This window comes from Comamonas sp. B21-038 (assembly GCF_022387135.1).
Taxonomy (GTDB): Bacteria; Pseudomonadota; Gammaproteobacteria; order Burkholderiales; family Burkholderiaceae_C; genus Comamonas; species Comamonas sediminis.
Genome location: NZ_CP092462.1, coordinates 1,110,994 through 1,128,572, shown reverse-complemented (window position 1 = coordinate 1,128,572; position 17,579 = coordinate 1,110,994). Strand labels below are relative to the sequence as shown.

Annotated in this window: 17 protein-coding genes and 1 pseudogene; 10 read left to right on the top strand and 8 right to left on the bottom strand. The window is 60.7% G+C overall.

Features of this window, described 5'->3' with window-relative positions; all coding sequences use genetic code 11:
- Window positions 1-27 precede the first annotated feature (27 nt).
- Window positions 28-816, top strand: a complete 789-nt coding sequence (locus tag MJ205_RS05130) for a nucleotidyltransferase domain-containing protein (RefSeq protein ID WP_239811480.1) — start codon at window positions 28-30, stop codon at window positions 814-816.
- Window positions 817-1,139: 323 nt separating this feature from the next.
- Here the strand turns inward: MJ205_RS05130 and MJ205_RS05125 are convergent, their stop codons facing one another.
- Window positions 1,140-1,535 (bottom strand): hypothetical protein, encoded by a 396-nt coding sequence (locus MJ205_RS05125; protein WP_239811479.1) that lies wholly within the window; start codon window positions 1,533-1,535, stop codon window positions 1,140-1,142.
- Between the two features lie 802 nt (window positions 1,536-2,337).
- Here MJ205_RS05125 and MJ205_RS05120 point away from each other — a divergent pair.
- Complete coding sequence (locus tag MJ205_RS05120; RefSeq protein ID WP_239811478.1) at window positions 2,338-4,155, top strand: IPTL-CTERM sorting domain-containing protein; 1,818 nt, start codon at window positions 2,338-2,340, stop codon at window positions 4,153-4,155.
- A gap of 307 nt (window positions 4,156-4,462) precedes the next feature.
- Here MJ205_RS05120 and MJ205_RS05115 read toward each other — a convergent pair whose 3' ends face one another.
- The gene (locus MJ205_RS05115; protein WP_239811477.1) at window positions 4,463-5,311 is read right to left on the bottom strand and encodes a response regulator transcription factor; all 849 of its coding nucleotides are present in this window, start codon (window positions 5,309-5,311) and stop codon (window positions 4,463-4,465) included.
- Window positions 5,312-5,896: 585 nt separating this feature from the next.
- Here MJ205_RS05115 and MJ205_RS05110 point away from each other — a divergent pair.
- Entirely contained in the window at window positions 5,897-7,819 is a 1,923-nt protein-coding gene (locus MJ205_RS05110; RefSeq protein WP_239811476.1) for a DUF11 domain-containing protein, read from the top strand.
- Between the two features lie 120 nt (window positions 7,820-7,939).
- A complete protein-coding gene (locus MJ205_RS05105; protein WP_239811475.1) occupies window positions 7,940-8,608 on the top strand; it encodes a DMP19 family protein in 669 nt (222 codons plus the stop codon).
- Window positions 8,609-8,671: 63 nt separating this feature from the next.
- Here MJ205_RS05105 and MJ205_RS05100 read toward each other — a convergent pair whose 3' ends face one another.
- Entirely contained in the window at window positions 8,672-9,193 is a 522-nt protein-coding gene (locus MJ205_RS05100; protein WP_239811474.1) for a hypothetical protein, read from the bottom strand.
- A gap of 96 nt (window positions 9,194-9,289) precedes the next feature.
- Between MJ205_RS05100 and MJ205_RS05095 the strand changes: the two are divergent.
- Window positions 9,290-9,646, top strand: a pseudogene (locus MJ205_RS05095) (MFS transporter); the annotation flags it as partial.
- Window positions 9,647-9,709: 63 nt separating this feature from the next.
- Here the strand turns inward: MJ205_RS05095 and MJ205_RS23665 are convergent.
- Window positions 9,710-9,841 carry a hypothetical protein gene (locus MJ205_RS23665; RefSeq protein WP_256460964.1) on the bottom strand — a complete coding sequence of 44 codons (132 nt, stop codon included), beginning with the start codon at window positions 9,839-9,841 and terminating at the stop codon, window positions 9,710-9,712.
- A gap of 133 nt (window positions 9,842-9,974) precedes the next feature.
- Between MJ205_RS23665 and MJ205_RS05090 the strand changes: the two genes are divergently transcribed.
- Both MJ205_RS05090 and MJ205_RS05085 read left to right on the top strand, forming a co-directional pair.
- Window positions 9,975-10,388 carry a hypothetical protein gene (locus tag MJ205_RS05090; protein ID WP_239811473.1) on the top strand — a complete coding sequence of 138 codons (414 nt, stop codon included), beginning with the start codon at window positions 9,975-9,977 and terminating at the stop codon, window positions 10,386-10,388.
- A 189-nt stretch (window positions 10,389-10,577) separates the two neighbouring features.
- Window positions 10,578-12,767 (top strand): TonB-dependent receptor, encoded by a 2,190-nt coding sequence (locus MJ205_RS05085; RefSeq protein WP_239811472.1) that lies wholly within the window; start codon window positions 10,578-10,580, stop codon window positions 12,765-12,767.
- A 99-nt stretch (window positions 12,768-12,866) separates the two neighbouring features.
- Here the strand turns inward: MJ205_RS05085 and hemP are convergent, their stop codons facing one another.
- Window positions 12,867-13,175 (bottom strand): hemin uptake protein HemP, encoded by a 309-nt coding sequence (gene hemP, locus MJ205_RS23765; protein WP_446715059.1) that lies wholly within the window; start codon window positions 13,173-13,175, stop codon window positions 12,867-12,869.
- Between the two features lie 226 nt (window positions 13,176-13,401).
- Window positions 13,402-15,060 carry a sensor histidine kinase gene (locus tag MJ205_RS05075; RefSeq protein WP_239811471.1) on the bottom strand — a complete coding sequence of 553 codons (1,659 nt, stop codon included), beginning with the start codon at window positions 15,058-15,060 and terminating at the stop codon, window positions 13,402-13,404.
- A gap of 351 nt (window positions 15,061-15,411) precedes the next feature.
- Between MJ205_RS05075 and MJ205_RS05070 the strand changes: the two genes are divergently transcribed.
- A complete protein-coding gene (locus MJ205_RS05070) occupies window positions 15,412-15,597 on the top strand; it encodes a LacI family DNA-binding transcriptional regulator (RefSeq protein WP_256460963.1) in 186 nt (61 codons plus the stop codon).
- Between the two features lie 14 nt (window positions 15,598-15,611).
- Window positions 15,612-15,740 carry a hypothetical protein gene (locus tag MJ205_RS23660; RefSeq protein WP_256460962.1) on the top strand — a complete coding sequence of 43 codons (129 nt, stop codon included), beginning with the start codon at window positions 15,612-15,614 and terminating at the stop codon, window positions 15,738-15,740.
- 44 nt (window positions 15,741-15,784) lie between these two features.
- Here the strand turns inward: MJ205_RS23660 and MJ205_RS05065 are convergent, their stop codons facing one another.
- Together MJ205_RS05065 and MJ205_RS05060 are read right to left on the bottom strand one after the other, a co-directional pair.
- On the bottom strand, window positions 15,785-16,105 hold the full coding sequence (locus MJ205_RS05065; RefSeq protein WP_239811469.1) for a type II toxin-antitoxin system RelE/ParE family toxin: 321 nt from the start codon (window positions 16,103-16,105) through the stop codon (window positions 15,785-15,787).
- Entirely contained in the window at window positions 16,102-16,368 is a 267-nt protein-coding gene (locus tag MJ205_RS05060) for a YlcI/YnfO family protein (protein WP_239811468.1), read from the bottom strand. Before MJ205_RS05060 ends, MJ205_RS05065 begins: the two co-directional genes overlap by 4 nt.
- Before the next feature lie 126 nt (window positions 16,369-16,494).
- On the opposite strand from MJ205_RS05060, the gene MJ205_RS05055 reads away from it, so the two are divergent.
- On the top strand, window positions 16,495-17,541 hold the full coding sequence (locus MJ205_RS05055; protein WP_239811467.1) for a LacI family DNA-binding transcriptional regulator: 1,047 nt from the start codon (window positions 16,495-16,497) through the stop codon (window positions 17,539-17,541).
- The last annotated feature ends 38 nt before the right edge of the window (window positions 17,542-17,579 follow it).

Genomic DNA, 17,579 nt, shown 5'->3' with positions numbered 1-17,579 from the left:
TAGGCGGTCTGCGCTATGCTGCCCCGCATGACCCGCGCACCTGACAGCTCCTGCACCACGACGATTGACCTGCTCCTCTCCCGCCCGCTGCAGCCGGCGTTTGTAGCATTGGTAGAGGATGCGCTGGCCAGCCTGCAGCAGGCGCTGGGTCCATTGCTGCACAGCGTCTACCTCTACGGCAGCGTGGCCCGGGCGCAGGCCAGGCCTGGCGTCTCAGACTTGGATCTGACCTTGGTGTTGACCCGGCCGCTGGCAGCCGACGAGGCGGCTTTGCTGGAGCAGCAACGTCTGGCGCTGCAAGCGCGCCACCCGGAGGTGAGCAAGGTCGATTTCGATATCGGCGTGCTGGCCGATATACGCAATCCCGCCCATTTGTATAGCTGGGGCTACTGGCTCAAGCATGAATGCCGCTGCATCCATGGCGCGGATCTGGGCCTGCAGTTTGCGGCTTTTACGCCATCTGCTGCAGTGGCCCGGGCCGTCAATGGCGACTATGTGCAGGTACTCCAAGGCTACATCGCCAGCATCGCTGCCGCGCAGGAGCTGGCGACCCTCCGGCGGCTGCAAAAGGAAGCTGCCAGAAAACTGGTCCGCGCCACCAACGTGCTGCGCCCTGCAGAGGGTGGCGGCTGGCCGCGGTCGCTGGAGGACTATGTGCGGTATTTCTCGGAGCGCTTTCCGGCCATGGCCGAGCGGGCCGCGTTCTTTTTGCGGCAGGCCGAGGCGCCGACCGCATCGGCGGAGGACTTCAATGCGCAGTTGGAGGCCTTCATCGCGTGGATGCAAGGGCAGGCGCAAGCACCTGCTTCTGCCTGATCTGACCTGCAGCCGCCTGGCTCAGCGCATGCGCCAGGCGCGCAGTTCGCTGTTGACCAGCAAGCCATGGTCCGCCCCGTGCTTGGCAGCATCCAGCAGACTGCGCAAGGGCCAGTCAGCCTCGCCTCCATCCACCATAAAGAGCTCGGCTCCGTTGGGGGATGTAGAGCGGTGTGGCTCGGCGTTATCGGCCACTTGGCAGCCCATGCCTGGGTGTTAAGGACCCTCTGCAAAACTCCCTGCCGTGGTCTGAACGCGTGCTCAGGCGATCCGCATCCGTGCCGCTTGGCGAGGGGCCGGCAGCGCATCCCCAGCGCTGTGATTTATGCTGCGCTGCCTTTGTGCGCTTGGGCAGCTTTCTCATGGGCACGGTGCAGCACCGCCTGGGCATCCTCGGTCAAGGCATACAAAGCGCTGTGCAGACCCCCTTGCAGCCACCGGCTCAGCTTGAATGCGCCCTCCTCATCGGCGCCCACCAGCAGCGCCGATATCGCACTCATGCCATACAAGCGCGTGTTGATCGCTTGGGCTTCGCACTCGGTCAGTGCCAGGTCTTCCGTCAAGCCGCAGGCCCTGCGGCGCCTGCAAATGTCGTGAATGTCCAAAGGCGGCTCGCCCTGGTCTGCGATGGCCTGGAGGGCTTCGGCATGCGCCGCATCCATGCGGAAGGTATCCGAGCTGGCATCCGCACATGCGGCGGTTTTGGTCGCGCTGTTCATGAGGACGCCTCCATCAGCCACAGGTTGCGGCGTGCAGGCAGTGGGCGTACAGCCAAGTTCCGCGCGTGGTGCGCGTCGGCAGTCAGCTGGATATGGGCGGGTCCGCCTAGGGGGGAGGTGGGCGCAGAGATGCGCGCGGGGAAGGACTGAGTCATGAGGGATTCCAGGTTGTTCGGAAAGCCGCAGACGCTGCGAAACAGAGACCACGGCTTACGTCGCAGAGGATTCAACGGGAGACCAATCCCGGCTGCGCTTTACCGGCGCAGCGCCATGACTGTAGCACGGCAGAAATGGCATGGCTTAGCCAGGTCTGCATGCAGCGGCTGGGCGTTTTTGGTCATGCCTGTGCTCCCTTGGCTTCAGCCTGCGCCAGCAGATGGATGGCCAGTTCGCGCAGGCTGGATCGGGAAGCGGCATGGTGTTGGTGGGTGCGGGCGTCCACCTTACACCTTTGTGTAAATTTTGTCATTAAATGTGATTTTTGTTTTAAAATTGCTTTTTTCGATGGGCCTCACCCTTCGCGCATAGCCGCTGGCGCCCGCCAGCCCCGTGTTGGTGATGCCGCTTTTAACCGGATCCGGCGCCCCGCTGGTTCGGCCACCCCACCCCTTAGGCACCCTATTGACGATCGCTCGCCTGCCTCGGCGCGAGCGGGTTTTTTTCGCCCACATCGATACACATAAACGATCAGCACCGGGTGCTCTCTTTTTAATAATTTATGCGTTCTATCAGAAAAGTTTGCCAGGCTTCGTCCCTGGCCTGCGTTGCAGCGCTGGGCCTGAGCAATGCCCTAGCCAGTGAATTGACCCTCTACATTTCCCAGCCCGTTCGCAACGCAGCCCTCAACGCCGCCGTGCCCGAGGGCGCGCTGCCGTGGTCAGACACTTATGGCGAGTCCTACACCATCGAGACCTTCAACGGCGAGACGCTGGGCGCGAAAACGTCCGGCAACTGGGCCATCGGAACCTACCAGGTGGGCACCGGCGGCAACACCAATGTGGCCGCTGCCAATGTGTATGGCGGCGCAGGCACCGGTACGGCAGTGGGCAGCGGGGGTTCCAATTTCCTCAATGCAGGGACGACCGGCAACCCGTTAGGTGTCACGGTCACGTTGACCAACCCGGCGCGCTATGTCGGTTTCTGGTGGTCGGCAGGCTCGAACGGCAACAACGTCGAGTTGCTCGATGAGAACGACAACGTGCTGACGGCGATGACCACCGACGGTCTGATGGCGTTTTTGAATTCGCCCTCCAACCGCACGATGAAGGCATTGGACGGTACCACCACCTACAGCCGCGCCCAGTACAACGGCAATCCCTTTATCGAGGGCAACAACGGTGAGCCCTATGTCTATCTGAACTATGTGCTGAAGGACACCACGGCATTCGGCTCCACGACGATCAAGAAGATCCGTTTCTGGGGGGCGGGCTTTGAGCTGGACAACATTGCAGTGCGGGCAGAAAAGCTGCCCGGTCTGCCGGCAGAAACCGGGCTGCCGCCCAGCTGGGTGCCGACCGAGATCAAGAATGTTTTTGCCGATCCGCCGGCTACCGCCGACGACAACGCGAGCACGCGCATCAACACGCCCTCTGCGCCATTGGACCTGACCGCCAACGATCCCCATGCGCCAGCGGGCAGCTCGGTGACGCCACAGGCGTCGTCTGCCCACGGCGGCACGATTGCGGCCGATCCCGCCCATCCTGGCCAGTTCATCTATACGCCTGCCCCGGGTTTTGTCGGCACCGACACCTTCAGCTACCAGGTGTGCCTGGCGGCGCCTGACCAGACCAAGTGTGCGACTTCGTTGGTCACGATGACGGTCACCGCACCCGATCTGGCGATCGACCTGAGCGGCATCGGTGCTACGGCGACGGTTGGCATGGCTTACCAGGGCAGCTTCACTTGCAGCAACGTGGGCAATGCCGATGCGCTGACTGACACGGTTTGCACTACCGGCCCACTGCCAGAAGGCCTGAGCGTGCAGGCCTGCACCGTGAGCCCCGGCAATACCGCCTGGAGCGCAGGCAACCGCATTGCGCAAGGCGAAGTGGTGACCTGTGAAGTGGCGGGCACACCCGCCAACGTGAAGAAGACCACGACCACAACGGGCACGGCCGGCACTGCGGACGACAGCGATCTGCGCAACAACCTGGCGACCAAGGACATCACGGTCGTGGGCGCCCCAGATATCGCCATCGACCTGGGCGGTTTGCCAGCCACCGGCACCATCGGCACGCCCTACAAGGGCAGCTTTACCTGCACCAACCAGGGCAGTGCCGACCAGCCCGATGCGGCTTGCACGGTCTCGGGCCTGCCAGCGGGCATCCGCCAAGGCGCCTGCACCATCGTGACGCCAGCGGTACCCGCTGCCAGCAGCTGGACATCGCCCTCTGCGATCCCCGAAGGCGCGGTGGTGACCTGCCCTGTGGAAGGCAAGCCGACCGAAGCCGGAACGTCGTTGGTCAGCGGCTCGGGCCTGACGAGCAAGGCGAGCCGGGACATCACCATCACGGCCGTCCCCGTGCCCACCCCGGTTCCATCGCTGTCCATGTGGGCGCTGATGCTGCTGGCCGCCTGCCTGGGCGTTACCGGCATCGGACGCGCACGCAAGCAGCGCTGACCCCCGCGCCGCTGCCAGAGACACGCCAGTCAGTGCAACGCTGACTGGCGTTTTTTTGCGCGCTATGGGCTGGCTGCACTGCACACGTCATGCCGCTAACTGCGAGCCCCTTCCACCTGGCAAGAAACCGGGCGGACAACGCGATGCACGGGGTTTTTGCAAAAAAGCAAAGCTTTTTCAGATAAACCAAAGACAACATCGACGGGCTCCAACAGCGGGCCACAAGCGTCGTTGAACGCCCGCTGCAGCGCGCCCCCGAGAAGCGCACCTGGACGCCGATCCCGGAACACGCGGCGGCTCACCCCGCTCAGGCTGAATCGTCGCCAGGGGCGCCATCGCGGTTGTCCTCGGCGGGCGGCTGGGCAGCAGCGCTGCGGTGCCAGGCCACACGGTACTGCTTGGGTGACTTCTGCCAGAACTTCTTGAACTCGGTCGAGAAATTGGCCGAGTTCGGGTAGCCCACCTCGGTCGCGATATCGGCAACACCCAGCGTGGTTTGCTCCAGCATGCGCGCTGCCCGGGTCATGCGCTCGTTGCGGATGAACTCGAACACGGTGATGCCGTCGACCGCTTCAAACACCATGTTCAATCGGTGCATCGACAAGCCCAGCGTCGCCGCGACACCGCTGCCTTTGAGCGCCGAATCACTGATGCGGCTCAGGATGAATTCCGTCGCGATTTGCTTGATGGTCAGGTTGGCGGGCAGCAGCTCCGACACCGGCTGCGGCGCGGTGGGGCTGGCATCGCGCAAAGCCGCCGCACGTTTTTGCGCCAGGGTGATGTGGATGTGAATGCGCTCCTGGACTTCCTCGACATAGTAGGGCTTGAGGATGTAATCCACCGCCCCGGCCCTGAGCCCCATGACCCGGTCGTTTTCTTCATAAAGCGATGACAGAAAAATAAGGGGTATGTGGGCGGTCGCGGGGTTTTCCTTCAGCATGCGGGCGACTTTGAGGCCCTGGCGCTCCGGCAATCGCAGATCCAACACGATCAGATCCGGAAGCTGGTACTGCGCACGGCTATAGGCCTGGTTTTCATGCTCCAGCACCGTGATGTCATAAGGAATACTGCGAAGCGCCGCGACCAAAGGACGCAGCTGCTGCAAATCACGGTCAACGATCAGTACATGGGGTATTTTCCCCGCGCTATTACTCATATATGTTTTTACAGAACCATGGCTACAACTACAGCCATCCTCTGAAATCAATATCTGAGTCTCCAACCCCCTGCGCCAGATTCGAATCCATTCCGTTTCAGCGCCATCCGATGGCGCATATAAAACCGGTTCGGCACATAATAACCACCACCTTTTCAGCAGATGGCCAATTAATCATGGCGGTTTCAATAGCGAAAACGACGAAAGCGAGGCGAGTGCACACCGGCGAGCCATGCACTGGCGGGAGGGGGGGGCTGACCGGCAAATCAGAAGAGGTGCAGCGATTCGCGGTCAATATAGAGGGAGTCAGGCCACTAACATTACTATTTTAAAAATTACAATCAGAGACAGTCACCCATCGAATAATTAAATAGCAATAATCAAAAATGCGGCAAGAAACCAAATTGATTTAGATTTAAACAAAAAAACATTCCAGATTTAAATGCTAGATTGGGATGCGTTTATGCATATCTACACGCTCGATAGACATTTTAAATGATCACATTTTGATGATTGTTTGGATTGATATGGAGCGGCAAGTTTCCGTTTACTTGTCCTGGCGATGGAGTTTTATAGATGAGAGCAATGAATAAACAAACTGCATTTTTTTCGGTGTCGGTACTGGCGCTGGCCGCTGCCAGCAGCGTGCAGGCGGCCACGCTGGCCTGCGGCACGCCATTGCGGGTCAGCACCGCCAATGTGGCGAACTGGTCCACCGATGCACGCTATGTGAGCGCTCCCGCTGGCGCACCCGCGACCATCCGTGATGACTACAAATGGAACGGCTGGTTTGATCCCGCCACCCAGACGCATGGAACCAGCTCCGGCTCGCTCAATGGCCAGCCGTTTGCGGGCAAATGGTTGTCCTTTGGTGATTCTTCGTTTGTGGATGGCGCTGCCAACGGTGGCAATACCGGCAGTGGCACCTATCCGGCCGTGATTACCAACGGCGATACCGACAACGGAGCGTGGGTTGCGGGCCGCGTGACCTTTATCTACAACGAGCCCATCAATATCGCCAGCAATGTTGACCTGTCGACTATTCGTATCCGGGGTGCGGGCGGCTTTGACGACAATACTCAGTTGGTGGTGCGCCCTGCCACCCCGCCATCAGGCGCTACCGACTGGCTGAGAATGCAGAACCTGGGCGGCTCCTACGCTGCGCCTGGTATCGTGAATGAGGATGGCAGCCAAGTAGGCTTGGGCTTTTACTACGGCGACAACACCCTTGGTTTTGCGGTACAGAATACTTTTTCGGCCCCCACCACTTCGCAAGGCAATCCCACCGGTCTGATGGCCGATATTGAGATCACCGCCGATTGCGCGGCCGAGCCCGCTCCTCAGCCCACCACCATTCTGGCCTGCCCCGCAGGCAGCCAGGCCGGCGATGAAGTGCGCGTGGGCCCGTTCACCACCAATGCACGCGACTGGAAATGGCTCTGGCGCACGAACGCGGCGGGTACCGCGGTGGAGAATGTCGAGCAGCCCTTGTTCGATAACTACAGTTGGGCAGGTGCCTATGTCAATCCGGCTTCGCTGCCGGCGGGTCAGGAAACCAATGCACGTTGGATCAGCCCTGGCACGACCTCCCCGAGTGCAAGCGATATCCCTGGCGTGCCCTACCCTGCAGCGTCTGGTCAGTCCAAATCTGGGTTCCACGCTTCTGTCTTCGTGATGAACCAGCCCGTGACCGTGGGTAGCAACGTGGATCTGGCATCCATCAAGGTAGATGGCCGGTTCGGGTTTGACAACTATGGCAATTCCATTTTTGTGCAACCTGCAGGAGGAGCGCCCGTGTTTGATAATTCGGGTCTGTACCTGCCTAACGGCTGGACCTCACTCCAAACGGCCACGACCCCTGCCATTCCAGGCTTCGCGCGCGGCCCGAACACCATTGGGTTGATGTTGGATGGCGGGGAAGCTACCAATGACTGTGCCAATGGCGGCTGCGCGATGGCTGCGATTGCCGACTTCTATGTAACCGCAGCCTGCACCGGCGAGCCACCGAGCGCGGACCTGTCCATCACCAACACCAGTGCCTCCACCAGTGTGGCCCCGGGTGCCACGGTGACCTACACCATCACTGCAAGCAATGCCGGCCCGACGGATGCCACCGGTGCCACGGTGACCGCCACACTGCCAGCCGCATTGACCGGCGCCACGTGGACCTGCGCCGGCGCGGGCGGCGGCACCTGCGCCGCATCGGGCAGCGGCAATATCAGCGACACGGTGAACCTGCCGGTGGGTGCCACCGTGACCTACACGGTGACCGCCAAGGTGGCTGCCACTGCATCGGGTTCGCTGACCAGCACCGCCAGCATTGCCGCCCCCGCAGGCGTTGATGACCCCACCCCTGCCAACAACAGCGCGACCGCCAGCAGCGTGGTGGCCACGCCGGGCGCTGCAACGCCCGTGCCGGCCCTCGATCTGGCCGCGTTGGCCCTGCTGGGCAGCCTGAGCGCAGGTATCGGAGCCTTCGCGCTGCGCCGCCGCCAACGCGGACAGTGACCACGCTGATGTACGGGCCGGCCAGCCCGTAATGCCGGCCGCGAACCGCTTCCTTCGGGAGGCGGTTCTTTTTTTATACTCGCCGGTGGTGGGCCAACTCTGGCCCCAGAAAGGCAAACCATGCAGCGCAACGGCCAGGCCGTCGTCGGGTCTCCGATCGCCGATGTGATTTTTGAAGACAAGCGGGTATTGCTGCTGCTGGACGATGGCCGCCAGCTGGCCGCACCGCTGTCCTGGGTGGGGCCCAAGGTAGTCGCGATGAACGCGCGAGAACGGTCGCAATGGGTGGCTACCGCAGACCGGCGCGGCGTCAACTGGCCCGGCGCCGGCCAGAGCTCTGCCGATGGTGCGCTCCATGTCTGGATGCTGGAGCAGGATGCACTGTTTGAAGCGGCGCTGGCGGAGCTGAAAGCCTTGGACTGGAAGGCGGACCAGCTCCCTCACCGCAGCCGGGCGCTGGTGGCGCTGTGGCGGCTGGTAGCCGATGGCTATAACGGCGGGCTGCTGCAGTTTCTGGGCAACTGGGGCATCGCGGAGATGGAGCTGGCGCTGGCCGCGCTGGCGGAGATTCAGGCCAGCGCGACGCTCGATGTGGTGACGGAGTTCTGGCGGCTGGTGGGCCCCATCGCTCAGTCCGAAGAGGTCAACAGCATCGATGATGTGTACCGCGCCGTGACCGGTGCGCTGTCGGAGCGGATCGAGGCGCTGGACGAACAGTTCTGGGAGGCGGCTGAGGAGCTGGTCCAACGGGTGCCGGCGTTTTTTGGGCCCGCGCCGTCGGCTGCCTGATTCGCGACCAAGCACAAACCCACAGCCCTCAACGTGAAGTGAGGGCTGTTGTGCGCCTGGGCGCTAGTTGTCGTGGTTGGCGCTCAGGTTGTCCAGCAGGTCATCGAGCGACTTGAATTCGATGGTCTCCACACCGTCGTCCTCGTCGATGGAGATATCTTCCAGCGCCAGTTCTTCGCACAGCTGCGCGCGTACCCAGCACTGCGGAAACTGCTTGGGCGCGACAAAGGACAGCAGCACGGCATCGGCGAACACGGCCACCGAATGCAGGCTCAGGTCATCGCGCAGGTCGGTAGGCTCTTCGACCTCGTCTTCTTCCACGGCCTCTTCCACCTCCACCGCAATATCGTTGATCAGCCGCTTCCAGTCGTCGGCCGGCATGGCCAGAAAACGCTGGGTATTGGCGATCAGGGCCTCCACATCCATCTCGGGGTTGTCGGCCAGCTCCGGGTCGACATTGACATGGATATCGGCACCGGCCGCCTGGAAGTGCACGCTGCCAACCACAAAGCCGTCGTCGGCCTGCACGTCGTTGAGCAGCTGGCTCGCTGCCATGGCGTCACGAAGATGGGCAATCTGGTTCATGGGGGCCGTCCTTGCGTTGGAGTGAAGGGCCATCATAAGCGGCGGCTGGCGATGTAGCCACCGTGACCGTGAATGACTGTCATCCGGCGCACTGGCATCGGCCGCAAGGCCGTTATCTGGATCTCGTTCCTGGGCGTCGCGCCGTTTGCGCTGGCCCTGGCCTATGTGGCCCTGGTCTGGACCGCTGTGCTCGCCATCGTCATCGGCCTGGTGATGTCGTCGGCCTTTGCCGCGCTGGTGGTCTACGCGCAAGAGGCCTTGCCCGGCCGTGTGGGCCTGGTTTCTGGCTTGATGTTTGGGCTGATGTTTGGCATGGGCGGCGTCGGTGCCGCAGGTCTGGGTGAGCTGGCCGATGCGCATGGCATCGTCTGGGTCTATGGCCTGACCTCGTTCCTGCCGCTGCTGGGGCTGGCGACGGCGTTCTTGCCGGATACGCGGAAGATGCGGCGCTAAGGTATGGGCGCGCGCCCGGCATCGGGGGCGAGGGGCTGGTCGCCCGGCCCCTCATCGCAGGCACTAATCCAAAAGAATGTCGCCCAGCCCCATCAGGTTGCCGTGGCGGTCGCAGACCTGCAGCGCATAAGATCCGCGGTTGCCTGCTTGCTGGAACAATGACGTGCCGTAGACCTTGCCGTCGCGGTTCCACACGCGACTGCCCTGGGCGAGAAACCGTGGGTTAAACCGCGAGCAGCGCCCCGCCCCATCAGTTTGCGGGACAAATACTCTCGCATCAATCCATCAAGACAGCGTTGATTTGCTGCGACTACAGGTAAGACCAATCATGAACAAGATCAATTTTTCGCTGGATAGCCAAACGAATGATTTTGTGTCCGTCGTGCTGCCGAGCTTCCGCCCTGGGCACAACACCATACGCACCGGTAAGGCAAAGATCAATGTTGGTCGTCTGGTTTGTGCGGTGGATGTGGAGCTGTCCATAGATGCATTGACCTCATTCAGGATTGCGCTTCAAGAGTGTGCGACTCATTTGCGAGGGCGTTTCTCGCTCATATCCCTGGATCAAAACTTCATTCTGGAAGCGGAGATGGCGCCGCACGGGCATGCACGGATATCGGTACGTACAAGCTTTACGCTGCATCGTCAGCGCGATGAGCCTCAATGGTCTACATCAGCGCACTTTGCCTGTCCGGCCGACTCGCTGCAGAAAGCGGCGGCCGCCTTACAAGGCGAGCAGTAATAGGTTATTCATATTGATTGAGGACTCATTGGTCTCCGCAGTTAGAGCGCGAGCCTCCCCCGAAGAAAAACTCCCCTTCTTGCCCCACCCAGGGTCATGCCCGAAATACAACAAAAAGTTGCAGACGTAGTAGTTGACGAATACGATTGAGAATGATTCTTGTTTATTTTCTACAGCATCGTCACTCTCATGTCACAGCACCACCAACCTCGACACCAATCCAACCTGATCGTGATGGCCTTGATGGCGGCAGCCGCCGCTACCAGCGCCTCCGCCCAACAGGCCCAGCCTGCCGAGGCAACACCGGCGGCCGGCAGGGCTGACGAAGCAACCGCCAACGCCCCGGTCAACCTGCCCCAGGTAACCGTGCGCGATCGCTATGAGCGCGAAGACCTGCCCGCACTGGCCCCCGGGCGCAAGGCGGCCAAGGGGGCGCGGCTGGGCATTCTGGGGGCGACCTCGATCATGGAAGCGCCGGTCCATGTCAATGCCTATACCCGCGAGCTGGCCGAGGACTGGTCGGCGCTGTCGCTGCAGGATGTGCTGGAGAATGATGCGGCAGTGGTCTTCACGACCAACAAGGGCCACTTGCTGCAGAACTTCAACCTGCGCGGGCTCGATGTGACGGCGATGGACATAGCGACCAACGGGCTCTACGGCATTGCGCCAGCCAACTCGGTGCCGATCGAGATGTTTGAGCGGGTCGAGGTGATGCGCGGCCCCAATGTGCTGCTGTCCGGCATGCCGCCGCTGGCCAGCGTGGCAGGCTCGGTCAATATGGTGACCAAGCGCGCACTGGCCCAGCCGATTGCCGACTTGACCGCCACCTATGTCTCCGATTCCTACTACCAGCTGCATGCCGATGTGGGCAAGCGCTTTGGGCCGGAGCAGCGCCTGGGCCTGCGTTTCAATGGCGTTTACGGATCGGGCGATATGGGTGCCGAGGACGAAAGGCAGAAACGCAATGTCGGCGCGCTGGGCCTCGATTACCTGGGCGATAACTACCGCCTCTATGTGGATGTGTACAACAGCGTCAACAAGATCGACGGTGGCAGCCCCGGCATGTTCAGCTTTCTGGGCAGTGCGGCCATCCCTGGTGTGGGTTACCTGCTGCCGCCGCCCGATGGCGATGTGAACCTGTTCAAGGGCACGCATGGCAAGTACGACAACAGCGGCTTGCTGGCGCGGGCGGAGTTCGATTTCAACAAGGATTGGCAAGGCTATGTGGCGGCCGGCGGCTCGGAGGCCGAAGGCCAGGGCCTGCTGTTTGGCACGCGCGCCATCGTGACCGGCGCTGACGGCACCACGCGCGGCGCGATCTACAACGTACACACCAAGTCGGAGCGCCGCACCGCCGAGGCGGGCGTCATCGGCAAGTTCGGCACCGGCAGCGTGCAGCACCGCCTGCAGCTGTCCTTCAACATCCTCAAGCACAAGGAAGGCACGGTCAACACCGCCTGCAACTACTGCTACACCACCAATATGTACCGGCCAACCGAGCCGGCCTTCCCCGCTGCTCCCACCTTCAAGGACTACACGACGGAGAACGAATTCCGCTCGTTCGCGATTGCCGACACGATGGGCTTCTGGGAGGAAAAACTGCTGCTGACCCTGGGCCTGCGCCACCAGACGGTGAAGACCCCGCTGGTCAATGGCGTGGCCTCCAACTACAGCGAAAACCGCGTCTCGCCGATGGTGGCCGCCGTGGTGCGCCCCTGGGGTGACAACATTGCGCTGTTTGCCAACTACACCGAAGGCCTGGAGCCCGGCCGCACCGTGGGCGCGGGCTATGCGAATACCGGCGACACGCTGGCCCCCATGCAGACCAAGCAGGGCGAAGTGGGTGTGAAGCTGCAGGCGGGCGAGACCACGCACACCGTCAGCGCATTCCAGATCAAGAAGCCGTCGATCGTGACGAACAGCGCCAACTTCCAGGTGCTCGATGGCGAGCAGCGCTTGCGCGGCCTGGAATGGAGCGCCTTTGGCAAGCTGAGCGAGACGGTGGCCTTGCTGGGCGGAGTGGAATACATCCAATCCAAGCAGATCAACACCGGGCTGGAGAACTACGGCGTGCCCAAGCTGCGCACCCGCATCGGGCTGGACTGGGACACCCCCGTGCAAGGCCTGTCGGTGGGCGGGCGCCTGTTCCACACCGGCTCGCAATGGGCCGATTCGGGCAACCGCCTCAAGGTGCCATCGTGGAACCGCATCGATGCAATGGCCCGCTATGCCACCAAGTTCGGATCAACGCCTGTGCGCTTCAACGCCAGTGTGGAAAACCTGACCAACAAGAACTACTGGATCGGCATGTTCAACGATGGCTTTGTGATGCCCGGCGCGCCGCGCACCTACCGCCTGTCGGCCACCGTGTCGTTCTGATCACCACCAAGGCTCTGGCCGTGGCCAGGGCCCACCAACACCACAGCCCGCTGGCATGTACGTGCCAGCGGGCTGTTTTTATCAGGGGTGTGAAGCGCTTTACTTGGTCAGGATCAGCTTGCCCAGCTTGGTGGCCTGCAGGGTGTAGACCGAGCCGTTATGGGCGATCTGCACGGTCTTGTGGCCGGCCAGCAGGCTGGCGCTGTCCACGCTGCGCACCTGCAGGTTGGCATCGTTCAGCGGCCGGGACTGCAGCGCGATGGTGAGGGGCTCGGCAGCATGGGACCCGGCCTCGCAGGCAGCGGGCGTATCGGCTGCGTGCTGCGGCTGTGGCACAGCGGGGCGGCGGAGTTGCAAGGTACGGCGGGCGCTGGTGGCGGCATGCAGAGTGGTCATGGTGGCGCTCATGGCGGGTTGGAAGGTGGTCAGGCAAATTACTGGGAGCGAGTCTAGCATCAAATGAGATTGATTATCATTCATAACCATGCCAACGAAGCAGTTTGAGGTCCCACCCATCCCCTCGGCGAGACCCGGCAGCCCGCTGCGCCAAATCTTGCGGATCACAGGGTCTGTCGTAGACCGACGCCGAACTTGCGTTCCGCCGCAATGCGCCTATGGAATCAGGTAAAGATGCTCAGGTGCCTGACCTTCGCTGCTCCACCAAGGCAAGCGTATGAATTCCTGCAAAGTCGAACTGATCTAACAGCTCATGGAGCAAGGTCGCGAATTGGGATGCGGCAATCTCCTTGGCATGGCGTTCCATCCAGTTTTCTATGTCCGTCAGACGTCCGTGAAGCGCATAGCTGGCCAGTTCCTCGAGCGATTCATTGCCTACGTGGTCCTTGATATCAGTGGGGCTGAGAGATCTCGTTTCTACGGCATGTGCAGGGAACGGATCGGTCGGTTGAGGGGTACTTAAGCTGGCGTCAGGCCGGTAAGAACCAGTGCTGGAGACAGGAACGCGAAGGTCGAAGGAGAACCTGCAGCCATGACCGGGACTACTCTCCACGCTCAGAGTCCCTCCCATTTCTGAAACGATGCGCTGGGCAATAAATAGCCCCAGTCCGGTGCTATTGCTAGTGGCCTGGATTTGTTGAAAAGCTCCAAAGATATCGACCCCTTGTGTGAGATCGATTCCTGGGCCTGTATCACTGACAGCGAAGTAAAGCCTGCAATACCCACTGGTAGTTTCGGAGGTGACCGATAGCGTCACGGCCCCATCATGCGTGAATTTAGCGGCATTCGATAGTAAATTCAGGAGCACCTGTTGCAAACGATTGCCATCCATTTGGACTGCAACCGGAAGGCCTGGAAATGGTTCATAGTGGTAGCTATTGCGCTGTTGAGAGCACAACGCCAATGCATATTCCGAAATCTCGTTTAATAGACGTGGCAAATCCGTAGGTATAGGTTTGAGATGTAGCGGCTGCAGCTCTACCTTTGAGAATACCTGCAATTCATCGACCAAGCCGAGCTGATAATCAATACTGCGTTGGATGGACAGCAGCGACTTTCGCTGCTCATCGTTGGCATCCTTGAGGAGCATCGCTGTATAGCCAGATATCGTAGCCAGCGGAGCTCGTAAATCGTGGCTGATAAAACCAATCGTTTCCGTTTTTTGCTGGCTCTTCTTTTTTTCTTCAGAGATATATTTTTCTTGTAGCAAGTGGGCGCCATTGATCATCAAGCATATAGCTGTGAGGGGCACCACCGCAGAAAAAACGAAAATATAAGATATCTGGATAATTGAAAAAGCAACGGGGCTACTTGGAACCAGATGGGCAATAAATAAGGTGCTGAAGCGGATTAAATATACTAGAAACTCTATGCCCAGCGATGCCGACAAAAGCCGGTTTGTAAATGATTTACTACCATACCGAATGACAGTATAAAATTGAATAAAGACAAAAATCGCCAGGAAGAAAGTGAAACATTTCAACCGACTCGGATAGTGGGGATCTATACGGAAAAAATAGAAACCCAACACTTCAGATGCCAGGGTGCAGGGTACTATCAGCAACCACAGCGACGATTGGTTGTAGAATTTTCTAATACCGATAGTTTGTATAGCCACCCCCAGCGTTAAAAAATAGTTTCCCAATGAAAAAACAGAGTGGTCATTAAAAAAATTTGCGTAAAGAAAAAGCGCGAACGTTACGATGAAAAATCCTAATGCATAAATACCTATTTTCTTGATTCCGATCGGCCGAACGGAAAAAAGCAATGGAACAAGCACCAAGGATGAAACGAACGCGGATACTGCAAAAAATAGCTTGTGATTGATGACGATCATTTTGAGTTCATCGTTATTTTTGGAATTGCAATATCATAGGTCATGCCCCCTTTCACATGCCTATTCGATATCACAATTATTTGGGTGACCACACTACTTAAGTCGGCGCGCAGTAATTACACAGTAGGAGCCTGACTTTGGCAAAAGCTACCAATGCTAACGCTTCATGCAATGTATTTCTTACTCGGTTTCCCTCGGTCGCCAGGGTTTGACTGCGGATTGGTAGAGTGATGGCTATTGGCACAGGGCGACCACCACCCCTCCAATTTCGTCCAAATACCAGCCAAATCCCGCTACACCGCCCCGCAGCACCTAGCATGGACTACGATTCAGCCGCCATCCCCCCTGCCCGTGCAACCCACTGACCGACCGTGCAACATCCAAGATGTAGCCCGCGCGGCGGGCGTGTCTGCGATGACGGTATCGCTGGCGATCAACCACCCCGAGCGGCTCAACCCGGAGACCTTGCAGCGTGTGCGCGATGCCATCACCAGCATGCGCTGTGTGCCCAATGCGCAGCCCATGGCCTGGGCGTGATCCTGGGGCCCTTAGTGGGCACCCTGGTCTATGACCTGCACCCCGGCGCGCCTTATTTGCTGGTGGCGGTGCTGCTGGTGTTGGTAGCGCTGTGGCCGACGGATGCGCCGGAGTCGGCGCTGGAGGCGGGGCGGGTGGGCTAAACCGTCACGGCGTTTGAGACTCCGGCTGGATAGCGGTAAAGCAGCTACTGGTAATCGCTTTCCAGCTGGTGCCGGATGGCACCGATGATCACCGTGGTTGCATCGTGGATCTCGAAAAGCGCTACGTAGCCAGCGCCACCAAACGCAATGACTAACTCGCGCAAAAACGCGCTAGACCCGGCTTTGCGACAGCTGAACGGACTGTGCTCCAGGAAGCGGAAGGCGCGCCTGATTGCGTCAAGCGCACGTGCAGGTGTATCCAGGTCTCCTGTCGCACTGGCCAGCTCCCGCTCCAGGATGTGGTCAAACAAGCGTTCCAGATCTTCTGCCGCTTCCGGGCTGAATATCACCTGGTACTGGCTCATGCGCGTTGCTTGGCTGCTGCGAGTTTGGCCTCCAGCTTGGCGATCACGCTGTCGGCAGGGATGCCGCTGCCTGCCGCAACCGTGCTCTGAATCGATGCGAGACCGCGCCGCATGAACTCCGATTGGACTTGTCGGCGCTTGACCTCATTGCGGACAGCTGTTTCTACCAGCGAAGCCAGGCTTTCGTTGGTCTCCAGAGAACGCTCCATTTCCTGGCGGAACGAAGGTTCTACGCGGACGGGTGGGATGGTAGCGGTTTTCATCGGCAAATTGTATTGCATTTGTGATTCAGACCACAAGCCTGAGAAACCAGATCGCTGTAGGCATTGGGGGACTCTGGCCCGCTAAACGCGAGAGGAATCCCGCTGCACCGCCCCGCAGCCCCTGGCATGGACTACGATAGCGGCACTTTCAGCCACCATCCCCACCAGCCCGTGCAAGACAGCAACCGACCGTCCAAGATCCAAGATGTAGCCCGTGCTGCGGGCGTGTCTGCGATGACGGTGTCGCGGGCGATCAACCACCCCGAGCGGCTCAACCCGGAGACCTTGCAGCGTGTGCGCGATGCCATCGCCAGCATGCGCTATGTGCCCAATGCGCTGGCCAGCGGGTTGCGGCTGTCGCGGGCGCGGCTGGTGGCGGCCTTGCTGCCGACCTTGGTGGGGCCCGTGTTCCAGGAGCTGATCCAGTCGCTGGACCATGCGCTCAACCAGCACGGCTACCAGCTGATGATTGGCCGCACCGGCTATGACGCAGCGCAGGAGGCGGACCTGATCCGCGCCATCATCCAGCGCCGGCCCGATGGCATTGTGATGATCGGCATGGCGGCATCCGAAGAAGGCCGGGCGCTGTTGCAGGCCTCGCGCATTCCGGTGGTGGAGACCTGGGACCTGACCGATTCGGCCATCGACATGCTGGTGGGCTTTTCGCACAGCGCCATTGGCCAAGCGGTGGCGGCGCATTTCATTGGCAAAGGGCACCGGCAGCTGGGCATGGTCAGCGGTGACGATGCGCGTGCCCGGGTGCGTGTGGCGGCCTATGCACAAGCAGCGCAAGCGGCCGGCCTGCCCGAGGTAACGGTGGCCTATACCCCAGCCCCCAGCACCTTGGGTGGCGGGCGGCGTGGGCTGGCCGAGATCCTGGCCCAGCGCCCCGAGGTGACTGCCGTTTTCTGCAGCTCGGACACCCTTGCCTTGGGCGCCTTGATCGAGGCGCAGCACCAGGGCCTGCAGGTACCCCAGCAGCTGGCCGTGGTCGGCCTGGGCGACCAGGAGTTTGCCAAGGACACCGACCCGCCGCTGACCACCGTGCGGCTGGATGGCACGCGCATTGGCCAGTTGGCCGCCGACATGATCGTCGCCCGCACCTTGGACCAGCCGGTGGATGCGCCGCGTGTCGATATCGGCTTTTCCATCACCCAGCGCAGCAGCGGCTAGACAGCTCCCCGACACAATTCCCTGCCTCGCCCCACCGG